The sequence below is a fragment of the Pseudobdellovibrionaceae bacterium genome (assembly GCA_023954155.1).
In the GTDB taxonomy this organism is placed as follows: Bacteria; Bdellovibrionota; Bdellovibrionia; order Bdellovibrionales; family UBA1609; genus JAMLIO01.
This window is the reverse complement of the sequence record JAMLIO010000004.1, coordinates 144,359-158,836: the sequence shown is the minus strand read 5'-3', so window position 1 is coordinate 158,836 and position 14,478 is coordinate 144,359. Positions and strand designations below refer to the sequence as shown.

11 protein-coding genes are annotated in these 14,478 nt (G+C 41.6%); 8 read left to right on the top strand and 3 right to left on the bottom strand.

The window, feature by feature from the left end; genetic code table 11:
* Positions 1-23: 23 nt before the first annotated feature.
* On the bottom strand, positions 24-527 hold the full coding sequence (ruvC, locus tag M9899_06490; GenBank protein MCO5113805.1) for a crossover junction endodeoxyribonuclease RuvC: 504 nt from the start codon (positions 525-527) through the stop codon (positions 24-26).
* 147 nt (positions 528-674) lie between these two features.
* Here ruvC and M9899_06485 point away from each other — a divergent pair, with 147 nt between their 5' ends.
* The 6 genes from M9899_06485 to M9899_06460 all read left to right on the top strand — a co-directional run bounded on the left by M9899_06485 (position 675) and on the right by M9899_06460 (position 11,161).
* A complete protein-coding gene (locus M9899_06485; GenBank protein MCO5113804.1) occupies positions 675-1,472 on the top strand; it encodes a tetratricopeptide repeat protein in 798 nt (265 codons plus the stop codon).
* Positions 1,473-1,540: 68 nt separating this feature from the next.
* Entirely contained in the window at positions 1,541-2,104 is a 564-nt protein-coding gene (gene efp, locus M9899_06480) for an elongation factor P (protein ID MCO5113803.1), read from the top strand.
* A 166-nt stretch (positions 2,105-2,270) separates the two neighbouring features.
* Positions 2,271-3,308, top strand: a complete 1,038-nt coding sequence (locus M9899_06475) for a hypothetical protein (protein ID MCO5113802.1) — start codon at positions 2,271-2,273, stop codon at positions 3,306-3,308.
* Complete coding sequence (locus M9899_06470) at positions 3,292-7,236, top strand: translocation/assembly module TamB domain-containing protein (GenBank protein ID MCO5113801.1); 3,945 nt, start codon at positions 3,292-3,294, stop codon at positions 7,234-7,236. The genes M9899_06475 and M9899_06470 overlap by 17 nt, the downstream gene beginning before the upstream one ends.
* A gap of 73 nt (positions 7,237-7,309) precedes the next feature.
* On the top strand, positions 7,310-9,583 hold the full coding sequence (locus tag M9899_06465; GenBank protein ID MCO5113800.1) for a BamA/TamA family outer membrane protein: 2,274 nt from the start codon (positions 7,310-7,312) through the stop codon (positions 9,581-9,583).
* 249 nt (positions 9,584-9,832) lie between these two features.
* Positions 9,833-11,161, top strand: coding sequence for a trypsin-like peptidase domain-containing protein (locus tag M9899_06460; GenBank protein MCO5113799.1), 1,329 nt, complete (start codon positions 9,833-9,835; stop codon positions 11,159-11,161).
* Here the strand turns inward: M9899_06460 and M9899_06455 are convergent.
* The gene (locus M9899_06455) at positions 11,154-11,948 is read right to left on the bottom strand and encodes an MnmC family methyltransferase (protein ID MCO5113798.1); all 795 of its coding nucleotides are present in this window, start codon (positions 11,946-11,948) and stop codon (positions 11,154-11,156) included. The two genes, M9899_06460 and M9899_06455, sit on opposite strands and share 8 nt — an antisense overlap.
* Between M9899_06455 and M9899_06450 the strand changes: the two genes are divergently transcribed.
* Positions 11,922-12,926 carry a TIGR01212 family radical SAM protein gene (locus tag M9899_06450; GenBank protein MCO5113797.1) on the top strand — a complete coding sequence of 335 codons (1,005 nt, stop codon included), beginning with the start codon at positions 11,922-11,924 and terminating at the stop codon, positions 12,924-12,926. The two genes, M9899_06455 and M9899_06450, sit on opposite strands and share 27 nt — an antisense overlap.
* 54 nt (positions 12,927-12,980) lie before the next feature.
* Entirely contained in the window at positions 12,981-13,685 is a 705-nt protein-coding gene (gene gpmA, locus M9899_06445) for a 2,3-diphosphoglycerate-dependent phosphoglycerate mutase (GenBank protein ID MCO5113796.1), read from the top strand.
* A gap of 30 nt (positions 13,686-13,715) precedes the next feature.
* On the opposite strand, the gene M9899_06440 is transcribed toward gpmA, so the two are convergent.
* Positions 13,716-14,399: a VTT domain-containing protein gene (locus M9899_06440; protein MCO5113795.1), complete on the bottom strand. Its 684-nt coding sequence runs from the start codon at positions 14,397-14,399 to the stop codon at positions 13,716-13,718.
* Between the last annotated feature and the right edge of the window lie 79 nt (positions 14,400-14,478).

Sequence of the window (14,478 nt, the reverse complement as noted above, 5' to 3'; positions counted from 1 at the left end):
CAGGTGACATTATTGACTTGTTTTTACTTGATGACAAATTGATTTCCCATTTGCGCGCCAATAACCTGTCGAGCCAAAACATAGCCTAAACCAATAGCATCCGCAGCATCATAACGAATGTCTGCGCGGATTCCCAGCAGACGTTGCACGGCGATCAGTACACTCTCTTTGCTGGCCACACCCGAACCTGTGACATACTTTTTCATCGCTTTAGGCGAAAACTCATGCACACTGACTTGATGAGCGGCAAGCGCGGCAAGAGCAGCGCCCCTTGCTAAACCTAAACGAAAAACACTTTGAGGATTCTTACCCAAAAACACCTTTTCGATGGCCGCACTTTGGGGTTGATATTTAAGCAGCAAGTCATTGATTTCTTTGTGGATCAGTCCCAAACGCTCTAGGGAGCTTAACTTCGGGTTTTCGATGACACCAAAATCTAAAAGGCCAATTTCATGACGGTCATTCACTGCTAATACCGAGTATCCCAAATGAACCGAACCTGGGTCTATCCCTAGTATAACGTGCATGTGTGTCTCCCCAAGATGTTAAAGGCCTATGATGGTTGCACCCTGACTTTGCATATCTGGCCCACGTAGACTATCATGGACTGGAGCGGCCTAAGGATCAAGAGCTTCTTGATTTGCCCGTTGCCACTGAATTTTTAGGATGTAAGAATGGAAACGATGACTCAGTCAAACAGAAACTCAATCGAAAAGTATCTGGATCTCTATCGTCGTGATCCTGGCTCTAAGGTCTTTGCACCCTTGGCTGAAGCTTATCGTAAAAATGGTCAGATTGAACATGCCTTAGACATTGCTCTTAAAGGAGTCAGCGCTCATCCTGAATTTGCCAGTGGGCGCATGACCTTGGGGCGCATCTATATGGCGCAAAACTTATGGCCCAAAGCCATTTCTGAACTGAAACACGCCTCAGAACTTAACCCTGAACTTCTGCTAGCCCATAAACTTTTAGGGGAATGCTACCTGGAAACAGGAAAGATCGACCTGTCTTTACAAGCTTTTAAAATGGCTTTGTACCTTGATCCGCTTGACGAAAAAGCCAAAGCCATGACTAAAAAACTTGAGGCCCTAAAAGCCTCATCAGATTACGAAGACCAAGGGGACCACAACACTGTTTCTTCCCCATCGCAAGTGGCGCCAAAGACGGAAGCCGTATCTCCCGTTCCCTTGGCCAAAAAGACGCGCAGTTATGAAGTCGATCGGTATGCCACCTTGATTGACGCTCACATTGCTCGTCGCGACTTCACTCAAGCTCTGGAAAGTATTGAAGAGGCTATAAACAAATTAGGACAAGAGCCCGAGTTCTTAAGACGCAGACAGTACGTGGAAAAGCGCTTTCAAGGTGATGGCACTAACTATAATGAATTGAAAAACGACGTTGTGCTGTCTAAAAAAATAGCTAAATTACGTGCTCTTCATGATCGAATTGAGGCACGACGAATTTTATCTTAGCTAACGCGCCGTAATGAAATGCTTCACTCTACATTCCCAACACAAGGCTTCAGTGTTACTTTAGCCGCATGTATCAAACAGCAGATTTTAAAAAGAACTTAAAGATTTTAATTGATGGTGAACCCTACGCCATTGTGGACTTTCAACACGTTAAACCTGGTAAAGGGAACCAGTTTACTCGCACAAAACTGAAAAACATTCTGACTGGCTCTAACCTTGAAAGAACGTTTAAATCTGGCGAAAAATTTGAAGTGCCCGATATCGAGTATCGTGATGTGTCTTACTTGTACGCCGATGACAGTTACAACTTTATGGATCAAAAGAACTTTGAACAGTTTGCCCTATCTTCCGAAGTCTTGGGGGACTCTAAACTTTACCTCAAAGAAAATCTTGAAGTGCAGATGATCCTGTTTAATGGGCGTGCCATTTCTATCGAACTGCCCAATCATGTGGTTCTAAGAATTGCTCAAACTGACCCTGGACTAAAGGGCAATACGGTGTCTAATACGACTAAACCTGCCACCTTAGAATCAGGGGCCGTGGTGCAAGTTCCTTTGCATATCAACGAAGGAGACTTGATCAAAGTCGATACCAACGAAGGGCTTTACATCGAACGCGTTTCTAAGGAGTAACCCCTAAGCTCTGACTCTAAAAACTCCTAGACTCAGAGCTATGTGTCCCTGCAACTTTTAACACCCTCTTACAGGTTTTTAAAATGGACTTTTTAGGTTCAGAAAAAACACCTAAGTATTTATAATCTTTGTTAATTTTTACTTCTGAAATGCCGATAGTTGAGGCATGAAAGACTTCTTTTATCAAATCAAAAAAACCGATCTCAGTGAAAATGCTGTCTTTGATGTTTTGCAAACCATGATCACTGAAGATTCCATCATCGAACAGATTCCTAAAAAAGAATTAGCACAGATTTCTACTTTTTTATGGCAGGTCAAACATTATCGAGCTTTAAAGTTTTTTTTAGTCAGTTGTTTTAACAAACCTGGAAATATTCCTGGCAATGCTCTTTTTCATTTTGTACATTTTTTTAGACATTCTAACCCTGAAGTGAACGCACAGGTGTTTGTCGATCTCAATGACTATCTTAACATTGTTAAAACTCATAACACCCCTTTTACAATTCACGATAAAGTGTTTGAAGAAGCGAAAACTCAGCAGCTAGAAATTTTTGAAAGACGATACAACGAAATCAAGACCGATCTTGTGGATAAGCTGGAGTTTGCCAGAACTCAGCGTCTTGATAAAGAAGCCAAAAAGACTCTAGATAAACTGCTTGAAGCTTTTCCTAATGATCCACGTTTTGTGAATGAAAAACAAAAGCTCTTCGAGAAAGAAGCCGCACGAATCATTGAAACCCACTCTAAACGTAAAAAAAGTCGTAGTGCCACTCCATCCATTTTAGAATTTAAAAAAGAATCCACCTCCCCTATCTATCATCTTTTTAAAGACAGCTTTAACGATGAGAATATGATCCATCTGATCGAAGCCTTCATTTTGGCTCACGAAAATGAAACTGTGGTTGAGATCTTTGAACAGCATCCTGAACTTAAAACTCAGCACTTCTGGCTGTATATTGAACATTTGATCAAAATTGAGCGTTATTTAGAAGCACTTGCCGAACTCAGAAAACATCAAGAAACTCAGGGCACAATGTCTGATAGCATTTTTACATTCTATTACTATCATGCTATTTGTTTATGGTACTTGAATGACAAAAAACACGCTATTGAGATTATGAAAGCAATTCAAAAGACCAAACCTGATTTTAGACAAACTTCATTCTACCTGAATCTGTGGCAACATCATGACCAAGTGGGGTAACAAGCAAATCATCAGCCTAGCCCTATTTTTTTTAGCGGTGCTGATCGCATTTATTGCTGTTAAACCTCAATTTGAATCCAAGATCAAAGCTCTCATCTTAAAAGAGGCCGCCACCATTCCCGAACTGGAAAGCCTTGATATCCGAAGCGTTAAAATCAAATTGCTTCCACCACATGTAAGGCTTAACGATGTGCACGCCTCACTTAAAGACGTGCAAGAGGTGAAATCGGTCACCATACAAAGAATTGCCGTGTATCCCACCATCGTGAATCTGCTCAGTGCACAATTAAAAGTGAATCACATTCAAATCAGCGGAGCCGATCTGGAAGTGCTCACCCAAAAAACCAAATCTGATAAACCTTTACCTGAGTTCACTTATGAAAACTTACGTGCCCTGCCGTTTTTCTCAATTGGGATTGACGATACAAAAGTAAAATTTTTGGATTATGAATTTGCCGTCGAAGATGTCTCTTTAAAGAAAAAATGGAGTAGCATTGAGGTCACATTAAAAAACACTTTTGTCACTGACACCGCCAAGGCGTTCCCAAAAACAAAATTACAAAGTTTAAAAGCGAATTTTTATTCTGATAAAATCACCTTAGGCAACTTCACCCTTGGAACTGCGAAGTCTTATTTACAAATGGGCGCGAGCCTGTCCGAACCTTTTAACACTCAGCTTTTGGAAGCCCCTGAAAAACTCTTAAACGCCGACCTGAATGTCACAGGTCGTATCCAGCTTGAAGACTTAAATCCTTTGATGCAAAAATTTATAAAAGGGGATGAAGTTCCCTTGCAAGGCGTTTTGCAACTCTCTGTATATAACAAAATGGAAACCGATGGTTTTCCCAAAATGAGCTTTAGCAGCAAATGGAATCAGCTTAAGGTAGACACCATTGCTGTTGAGCAAGCAGAAGTACATGGAACCTTCAAAAAAGATCTGATTCAAATTTTAAAGCTTGAACTGAACGATCAAAAACTAAGTGCTTTAGCAGAAAAGATTCTAATCCATGCGGACTTCAAGCAAAAAAAAGCCTCTGTGGAAGGACATATTAAAGTTCAAGAACTTGAACTGGGATATTTTTTAACACATAATCTGGGTCTAAAAGACATCCCACTTTTAGCTCCCCTTAAGGGCACAGCTAAATGCAAAGGACCTCTTTATCCTTCCCCCGAAGTGGGATGCCAAGTGAGTGGGAATATCGACACTCTCAAAGTGTGGTCCAGCAACGCCAGAGACTCTTCACATGTCATCGTGGATCTGACTCCACATAAATTCACTACAAGTGGAACTTTAAGTTTAAAGAACGTGACCTTTGAAAGTTCACATCAGTTTAATGAGTCGGTGGCGGAAACCCATGGTTTTGTCGATTACTCCAAGGGCTTTGACATCAGATACAGTTCTGACCTCGTGAGTTTTAAAGATATCAATAATCTTGCCAACATTCCTCTAGAAGGAGTAGGCAAGATTTCGGGCTCCACTCAAGGCGCTTCACGATGGGGTGTGTTTGAAATCAACGCTGATTTTTCTGACTTTAGTTTTTTTGACTACAATCTAGGTTCGGTGATCAGCAAGGTCTCTTACGAAAAAGGACAGCTGTATTTTAAAAACTCCCAGTCAAAGATCAATTCCTCTTTGATCTATGCTGACATCCATTTGGACCTTTTAACAGATCTTATTGCTGTGAAGGCCAATGCCAACCGAGTTTTTGTGCAAGATATCTTTACTGCGATCAAAGATATCGCCGAAGTCCCCATTTACATTTCAGGTGAAGGAGATGTGAGCATTGATCTGCACGGTCCACTCAACCTAGGGGCCATGAGTTATGATCTACAAGCTAAGTTTAACAACGGTATTCTGCACAAGGACCGATACCAAAATCTTAACATTGATATTAAGGCGGACAAAGGACAGGTTAATGTCAACAGTTCCGTCTTTTATTTATCTGATCAGTTCAACATCCAAGGCAAGGTGGACCCTAAGGGCATGATTGATATCATTGCTTTTGCTGATTCCATCAGTCTTGCCAACATCAATTTCTTTAAAGAACTAGGGGTCAACTTAGAGGGTATGGCCTCAGTGAAGGTCGACCTTAAGGACCATATCCTTCTGCCTCAAGTTAGTGGTCATGCTTTAACTAAATCCATGCAGACCGCCACACAGATGGGGTCCTCCGACTTTGATTTTATTATTCACAAGGACTATTCAGAATACGAAGGGACTTTTTTTGATGGACGAGCAAAGGGACGATTCTTAATTCCTCACCACGAGGATGCCACTCTTGGAGCCATTGCTGAGTACTCTAATTTTAATCCCATGGCCCTTTTAACCATGTTCAACAGCAAAGTGACAGAAACAGAGGCCCAGATCAATATCACAGGCACCTCTCATTTGATCAGCCATGGGAATGTAAAACAAAATCTTACTGGATCGTTAGCTTTAGAAAGTATCACTGTGGGTAAAGAAAGCAGCTACAGTCTACAGTCCGTGGTCCCCACAGAAATCAAATTTAATAAAAGTAAAATTGATGGGCAGATTCATCTTAAAGATGCGCTGGAAAACGTCTTTCATATTAAGTTTAACGGGAACGATCTTCATACTGCCAAAGGAAATTTAAACTTAAGTTTTTTACGGGCTTTTATCCCCGATCTGAGTGACTCGCGCGGAATGGTTGAAATTCAAAGTCAGTTTAGAGTCTTTCCAGAGTTTCAAATGTCTGGACGAGGAAAAATCCGAAACCTGTTTGTCAAACTTGAAAACCTCAAACATCCTTTTCAAAATATTCATTCAGATTTAGAATTGCAAAATACAAAAATTTTATTCCAAGGCACACACGGTGAATTTGCAGGTGGTACTGTGGATGGAGCAGGATATATCGATTTAAAATATGGCTTAAAGGTCAACTTTGCTGGTAAAACAGATCGTATCTCTTTAGACATTCCAGAAAATGTTAAAACTACCTCTAGCGGTAATTTTTATTTTACTGGCGATGACTTCCCTTACACTCTAGGTGGTAACTTTAAAATTTTTGATGGCTTTTTTGAAATGGAGTTCACAGAAGGCGATGGGTCCAAGTATTCCATTCCTATCAGCCAACATATTCCCGAATCTAACAGAGCACGTACTCCCTTGCTCTTAGATGTAAAAATAGAAACCCAACAGCCTTTAAAAGTAAAAAACTCTATGGTCGACGGTACAGCCAGTGCAAATCTGCGCATTGAAGGCAGCCCCACGGCTCCCATCCTCACAGGAAGTGTGGAGCTGACTCCTAACTCGCAACTGATCTTTCAGGACAAGCGCTTTAAAGCCAACTCGGGCCAAGTCACTTTTAATCGCACTTCCGCAGAACATGCTATGCTCAATATCAGTGCCGAAACTCGTATCACTGACAATAATGAACTTTTAGGTAAAGACTATGACATTCAAGTCATCATTCAGGGTACAGCCAAATCCCCTGCTCTGTTCTTTTCCAGCCAACCCAGTTTATCTGAAAATCAAATCCTGTCTTTGATCGCCCTAGGCGTGAAAGATTCTTATCGCCCAGGACAGGAAGTCAGTGCTGACAGTCAACAGACTCAAACAGGATACCAATTGGGCGGAATCTTTTTACAAAATGAATTTGCAAGGGATTTACAGGATCGTTTAGGGGTGCAGGTCAACTTCACTTCTTCTTTTGAGGATCAGGACGTCAGTCCTAAGGTGATGATTCAAAAGAAATTCACTCCTAAATTTTCAGCCACTGGAAGTCGTACCTTGGGAACAAATAAAAGGACCTCAACACAAATTGAGTACAAGTTTACCAAAAATTTCTCTATCATTGGAGGATGGGAGAACTACGAACTTGAAGACGCAACATTATTAAGAACAAGACGTTTTTTAGAAGAAAATGTTATGGGTGTAGATGTACAGTACAGCTTTGAATTTGAATAGAGGCCTTAAAGCTCTATTCTTCCTCTTTGTGACTTTTCTTTTTTTGAGTGGTGCTCAGGCCAAAAGCTGGTCTGTGAAAACTCAAAACCCTGACGTGTATAAGATTGTCCAAGATAGTCTCAAAAAACTAAATACCAATGACAGCAACGAGATCAAACAAAGAGTCATGGTGGCCTTAAGAAAAGAACGTTATCTTACCTCCAGAATTGATATTCATCTGACAGATAAAACGGTTTATGTCACTGACGAGCAAAAATATTTGGTTCTCTTTAACGGCAACACAAGTATCAGTGACACCAAGATTAAAGAGGCCTTTAATCTCAGTGAGCTCAATAGCACGTCCTATTCCATTCAAGAAGATCTTAGAGGTTTAATCTTACGCCTTTATGCAGAGATGGGATTTAACAAAACCGAAGTCACTTATGAAAAAAAATACTTTCAACAAGATCGACTCATTCGACTCACCTACAACATTCAAGAAGGAACGTATTCGAAGCTGGGAAAAATCACAATTTTAGGTTCATACAGTCGACCACAAAAATATTATGTTCAGTTTATCAAAAATCGAAGTTCTGCCTTAATTAAAAAGGGGGGCTTTTCTTCTAAAGATTTCGAGAATGGAATCAATAACCTTGTTACTGATCTTAAGAACCAAGGTTACCTTGAGGCCTCTGTCTCTGGAGTGAAAGTCAGTGAAGACCCTATTAAACCCAATGTGCTCAACTTAAGTTTTGAGCTTCATGAAGGTGTTCCCATTCGGATTTACTCTATCAATTTTATAGGTAACAAAGACATTGATTCTGAATGGCTGGAAGTGCTTTTGGGTTTAAAGCAGAATGATGTGATCAACTTTTATAAGTTTGAAGAGGGTTTACAAACCATTATTGATTACTACATCTCAACAGGTTATCTCAAAGCGGAACTTAATCCTGGAAAAAAAAATCTAGTCCAAATTGATTACGAACAGCGTCTAGCTAGCATTGATATTGAAATCCAAGAAGGACCAAAAATCATCGTGGGTGACATTCAAATCAAAGGGAACGAAAAGACCTCTGATTTTTTAATTCAAAAAAGTTTAGGATTTGAAGTGGGAGACGTATTGACAGCAAGTAAGCTCCAAACTGCCCGTCAACGCCTAGGTCTTCTGTCTTTATTTTCCAGAGCTGACATCCAGTTCATCAAACAAGTTGACCGCCCTGGGCATCTGGTGAGCATTGATGTGGAAGAAAGAAAACCTGGATTAGTGCAAGTGGGTTTTGGTGTAAATAACCAAAGGGAGCTCACGATCAAAGCTTACACTGGAGTGCTGTACCGCAACCTCTGGGGAACAGGGCGTGCGATCAACTCACGTCTTGAACTCCAATCTAGTTTTCTGGAGTCAGACTTTATTGAATACAGAAGTTTTGTCTCTTTCTTTGAACCTTTTTTATTTGGCAGTAATTTCAGTGGTCGTATGACAGTGGACAGTTCCAAAAACATCTTTAACATCGAAGACACACCTACACGTAAGCAGACCACCATTTTTAGCTCTAGCGGTTTTGATTTTGTAGTTGAAAATCAGGTCAACTCCCACATCAAAGCGACTTGGACCATCTTAGGTTTTGATTACATTAAATTTTATCATATTAAACATGCAGGTTCTGGTTTTTCTGATGATGTGCGTGAACAGATTGGTTCCTTTGGTCCAGCCGTAGACATTGATTATCGCAATAACCCTGTCTTGCCCACAAAGGGGTTTTTCTCACGCCTCGAAGGCGAATTTGCACCATCACTTTTAGGAACACGTGTAGAGAGTAATGCGGCCTCTAGTAAAAACTCTTTTGTGCGTATGCAAGCCAGCTACACAAGGTACGATGATTTGAATGAACATTTAGTTTGGGTGAACACTGTGCGCGGTGGTTATTTAAGAAACTTAAGTCGTGACACGGACTTCTTTCCTCAAAGTAGAGCGTTCTTCTTAGGTGGTGCCAACACCATTCGTGGATTTGACCCTAGTAAACAGTACGAACGCATACCCTCTAATTATGATTTACAAGGGCAAATCATCGGGGGTTATCAAGGTGGAGGACTTCTGACTATTCCCACCGACTCCTATTACTATTTGTTTAAAACAGAAATGCGCGTGCCACTTTACAAACAGCTCTGGGGCTCTGTCTTTTATGATGGTGGGGCTGTGCTGATTGATGGTGTGAATTTCAATGATGCTTACCGTGATGCTGCAGGCGTCGGAGTCAGATTCAACACACCAGTAGGTGCATTAAGTGTAGATTTAGGATTCAAATTAGATCGTAAAAAATATCTTGGAGAGTCTCCTGCACGTCTTCATATTTCTATAGGAACTTTTTAAGAGTTCATTTCTTTAAGGCAATGTAAGAAACCTAGACCTTTTACAACCAAAGCTTTTATCATTAACATAAGCGTTTTCTATCACCAACTAGACCTTAGTATTGTTTTTAGTCTTAAACAGGACCTTTGGATTGATTTAAGATTTTTTAAAATCGCTCTAAAAGTCTAGTCAGCGTATCCTTTTGTCTGGGGAAATCTAAATTTTAGTCCAGTATTTTTGCACGGATTAAAAGCAACCACGGAGGGGTCAATGATTTTTAAACCAGCAACGCTTATGCTCGCACTTTCGGCTTTACTTCTTGCGGGCTGTGGCCAAGACGCAGAATCACACAAAACAACAACGGAACCACAATTTGAAACACAAGTGATCTATGGTTCTGATGATCGCAGAGACTGGTATGAGGCCGATGCTGCATTTCAAAGACTTGCTCAATCTACTGTAGGTCTATTTTATAGTTCTGATCTCGTAACATCAGGCAACAGTGTAGCTGTAAGAACCTCTCGTCCTAATTGGTGTTCTGATGAGCCTTTCCAAAATCAAGGTACAGGAGCTTTTTGTTCTGGCTTCTTAGTTGGACCCGATCTTATTGTGACTGCTGGACACTGTATCCGTTCACAATCTTCGTGTAACACTACAAAGTTTGCTTTTGGTTTTGCGCTTAAAACTCGTAACCATGATTATAAAACTTTATCCAAAGATGATGTTTATGGCTGTCGCGAACTTCTCACCACTCAAGTTGAAGGTGCAGGAGCCGACTATGCCGTTGTTCGTTTGGATAGACCAGTGGTAGGTTATCAGCCTTTGTCCATCCGTCGCTCAGGAACCATCGCACGCAATACTGAACTCGTTGTGATTGGTCACCCCGCAGGACTACCTTCTAAAATTGCTGACAATGCTCGTGTAAGATCCGTAGCTAATTCTTACTTTGTGGCCAACCTAGATACTTATGGTGGGAACTCAGGCTCTGCTGTGTTTAACACTCAAACTCATGAAGTAGAAGGCATTTTAGTTCGTGGTGATAACGACTTCGTATTTAGCAATGGTTGCCGCAGATCCAATGTGTGTGCAGATGGTGGTTGCCGTGGGGAAGACGTCACTAAAATTGAAAACGTCTTATCTTTCGTTCCTGCCTTAAATGGTGGTGGTAACGGCGGTGGTACTGACGTAGGCGGAGAAGACGATGAAGACGAAGACACTGGTAGTGCTACACCTGCCATGTTCCAATCCAACTCTGTGCAAAATATTCCTGACAACTCTCGCGATGGCTTACTGAGCAACATTGACTCTACACAAGCCGTACAGGGCAGAAACATCAAAGTTCATGTCAATATCACTCACCCGTATGTAGGTGACCTTGCTATTGGTTTAGTAAGTCCCACAGGCAAAGTGGTCAACTTACGTAACCGCCAAGGGGGCTCTATGAGAAACTTAGTGGGAGTTTTTGGCGATACTCTAATCTCAACAGGAGATATGAATGTTTTAAAGAATGAACCTGCTGGACGCTGGCAGCTTTATATTCTTGATCTGGCTTATTTAGATGCTGGTCGCTTAAACAACTGGGCCTTGGAGTTTAAATAACTCCAAGAGAGCCCAAGTCTCTCACGGCTAGGATACTTTCTCTTTTATTCGCAAAACCTTTTTTAGATTCTAACTTGAAGCCCTTATTCTTAAGGGCTTTTTTTAATGCCGAAGTGCTGGCGTATGTGGCAAACACACAAAACTCTTCTGCCGCCTGTAAAGACAAAAACACTTCTAACTGCTTTTGCTCCCACAGTTCATTTTGTGACTTTGAACTATAAGCATCATACAAAATAAGATGACAGGCAGGGCTGTTTAAAGATGTGCTGCCAACATCCGCCGACGGAAAGGCGGGATAAAAACAAAGAGGCTTTGTATGATCCTCATGATCTGGTGAAAAACTAAACTTCAAAACATTCAGAGCGTGCGAAATCTCTTCTGGGGTGTAATCCAAAAGCAGATGTTTGGTTAAATAAGAAAAGGCCAAACTGTCATGACACGCATTCTGAATAAATAGATCCTTCAAACTGTCTTCAGACTCATAAGTGTGAATCTGAAACTGCACTTGCGCCCTTAAGCATTCCAAAAGCGCAATCCACTCGACATAACCTAAACCCAGTCCCAAAGAAAAGATATGCAGTGGTTGAGGCAAAGCCACCGCTTCAGTTCTTGTAAGAGCTTTACGTATGGCCTCACCATAAATGTACTGGGATTCACTGTAGGCCCCGTGTAAAGAGTGCATCCACTCAGATCCCTCTTGTAAGGGTTTAAGAGTAAAAGACCCATCTTTAGTGGTGATCCACTCAAAAGGGAATTCATCTTGACTAGGTATATCCTTATCGACCATAAACCTTATATGAACCTGAATGCATGGAAGGGCAACCCCTATTACCCCATTAGCGTCTATTATGAACGCCTTTTCGGGGAAAAAGTTTATAAAATTCCTGTCACCACAGTCGATGACTGTCCTAATCGCCGTGGTTTAAAGGGCATGGAGACCTGCATTTTTTGTGATGTTTGGGGGTCTGCTGCGCGTTCAGAATCCCTCACCATGAACCTCCGAGCACAGATTGAAAAGTACAAAACCCAAATCGGCAAAAAATTTAACGCTAAAAAATTTCTGGTGTACTTTCAGGCCTACACCAATAGCTTTGAGAAGATCAGCACCTTAAGAGAGCAGTTCGAGCTTTGCCTAGAATACGAAGACATCGTAGGTTTTGTCGTGGGCACTCGTCCTGATTGCATCTCCCCTGCTTTATTTAAACTTTGGCAGGAGTTTCATGAAAAGCGTTTTATGTTTATTGAACTGGGTGCACAAAGCTTTTCCAATGCGCAGTTAGAATTCATGAAACGAGGTCATACAGCAGAACAGTCCTTTAAAGCCATCGAGCGCATTCGTGAAAACACGGATGTAAAGATCGGCCTGCATCTTATGTTTGGCTGGCCCAACGAAACTCTACAAGATGTTCGTGAGGCGGCAAGCATCTGTAATTCTCTCAATATTGACAGTGTGAAGCTGCATAATCTTCATGTCTTAGATCAAACACCTCTGGCAGATTTATATTTTGCCGAGCAGTTCACTCCCATTGAACGTGAGCCTTACGCAGAAATGGTCACTCACTTTATCGAACGACTCTCTCCAGACATTCCCGTTCACCGACTCGCTGCCTACGCCTCCAGAAAAGAAGAGCTGATTGCCCCAAGCTGGACTTCACGTAAGAAGGAAACCCACCAGTATCTTGTGGATGAGTTTCTGAAACGTCAGACTTTTCAAGGACGGCTTTTTGATACAGAGGCGCACAGAGTCTCGTCATCGCTAGACTGAATTTAGAGAAAATGATACGAAATCCTAAACGGCAATGCCTTCAAAGGATTAACAATGAGCGCACATACACAATTAGTTTTAATTCGCCATGGTCAAAGTGAATGGAATCTTAAAAATCAATTCACAGGGTGGTACGACGCAGATTTGACTGAAAAAGGATATGCAGAAGCACTGTCAGCAGCAGAAAATTTAAAACGTCATGGCATTACTCACTTTGATCAGGTTTACACCTCAGTTTTGAAACGTTCTATTTTTACCATGTGGACTATTGTAAAGAATATGGATTTAGTATGGCTTCCCGTACAAAAAGCTTGGCAACTCAACGAACGTCATTACGGCGCTCTGCAAGGATTAAATAAAGCCGAAACCATTGCCAAATATGGTGAAGATCAAGTTAAAGAATGGCGTCGCAGCTACTCGACCCCACCGCCAAGTATGAGTGCCCACGAAATTCCCCAGTCTGAACAAGACAAGTACGCCCAACTGGGACTCACCGACATTCCGCTTGGAGAGTCTTTAGAGATGACCCAACAGCGTGTGCTCCCATTCTGGCAATCCACACTAGCTCCCCAACTGCAAGCAGGAAAAAAACTTTTGGTTGTGGCCCACGGCAATAGCCTGCGTGCTCTGATCATGCAACTCGAAGGCATTTCTAGCCAAGATATCACACAACTTGAAATTGAAACTGGTGTGCCCTTGGTCTACGACCTTGATGCGCATTTAAAAATTGTGTCCAAAAAAGTTTTAGCTCACGAATAAAATTTAGGACGCACAGACTGTCGCCAGAAATTAAGGTTCAACAGAATTACGATTCTTAAGTGCAGCTTCTTGTCTTTTAGTTCTGCGAGCTAAAAGAGCGCGGCGGATGGTCATAAAGATCTTAAAAATGATGTATAAGACCACTACCGCCACAATGCCAGCGATATAGAGCTTATACTTTTTCATAAAGGCCAAAATGTCTTCACCAAAAAAGGCAATCAAAAAGACCTGAGTGGGAATCACAAGGATGACCACAATAGTGTCTACAAGTAAAAACTTCCACGGGGAGATCCCTAATGCTCCACACGCCAAGTGTCCTGGGAAACGAATACCTGGAATAAAGCGAAAGACCCCTACCATCAATGCCCCATATTTAGTGGTCCAAAATCTTGCGCGTCTAAATAGGCGGGGATTCACCATACTTTGAAACATACTAGTGTGCCCAAAAGTACGCCCTAGCTGAAACACCACAAAATCGCTGAATAAAACTGCAAAAAAACAAACCGCAGCCAACATATAGACATCCACACCCCGCAGACCAGGCTCTGGCGGAGGGTATAAGTGGGGGTGTAAAGCCATAAAAGCTAAAAGACTCGAAGAGATGATCACCACCTCTTCAGGCAAGGGCAGCCCAAAACCAGATAAGAGCATAAGGCCGATCACAGACAGGTAAACAATTTCTGGCTGATAAGCATAGATTGTAAACCATTCCATGACCCACTGGCTTAAACTTTCGATATGCCCTCCCACACCATAAAAAACTATGTCATGATTATCTTTAGGCTTTATAGCA

What these genes read in the sequence shown, in the direction of transcription:
- M9899_06440 (MCO5113795.1), bottom strand. Translation starts at nt 14,399, where the DNA reads ATGGAATGGTTTACAATCTATGCTTATCAGCCAGAAATTGTTTACCTG.
- M9899_06455 (MCO5113798.1), bottom strand. Translation starts at nt 11,948, where the DNA reads ATGGTCGATAAGGATATACCTAGTCAAGATGAATTCCCTTTTGAGTGG.
- efp (MCO5113803.1), top strand. Translation starts at nt 1,541, where the DNA reads ATGTATCAAACAGCAGATTTTAAAAAGAACTTAAAGATTTTAATTGAT.
- M9899_06470 (MCO5113801.1), top strand. Translation starts at nt 3,292, where the DNA reads ATGACCAAGTGGGGTAACAAGCAAATCATCAGCCTAGCCCTATTTTTT.
- M9899_06485 (MCO5113804.1), top strand. Translation starts at nt 675, where the DNA reads ATGGAAACGATGACTCAGTCAAACAGAAACTCAATCGAAAAGTATCTG.
- M9899_06460 (MCO5113799.1), top strand. Translation starts at nt 9,833, where the DNA reads ATGATTTTTAAACCAGCAACGCTTATGCTCGCACTTTCGGCTTTACTT.
- M9899_06475 (MCO5113802.1), top strand. Translation starts at nt 2,271, where the DNA reads ATGAAAGACTTCTTTTATCAAATCAAAAAAACCGATCTCAGTGAAAAT.
- gpmA (MCO5113796.1), top strand. Translation starts at nt 12,981, where the DNA reads ATGAGCGCACATACACAATTAGTTTTAATTCGCCATGGTCAAAGTGAA.
- ruvC (MCO5113805.1), bottom strand. Translation starts at nt 527, where the DNA reads ATGCACGTTATACTAGGGATAGACCCAGGTTCGGTTCATTTGGGATAC.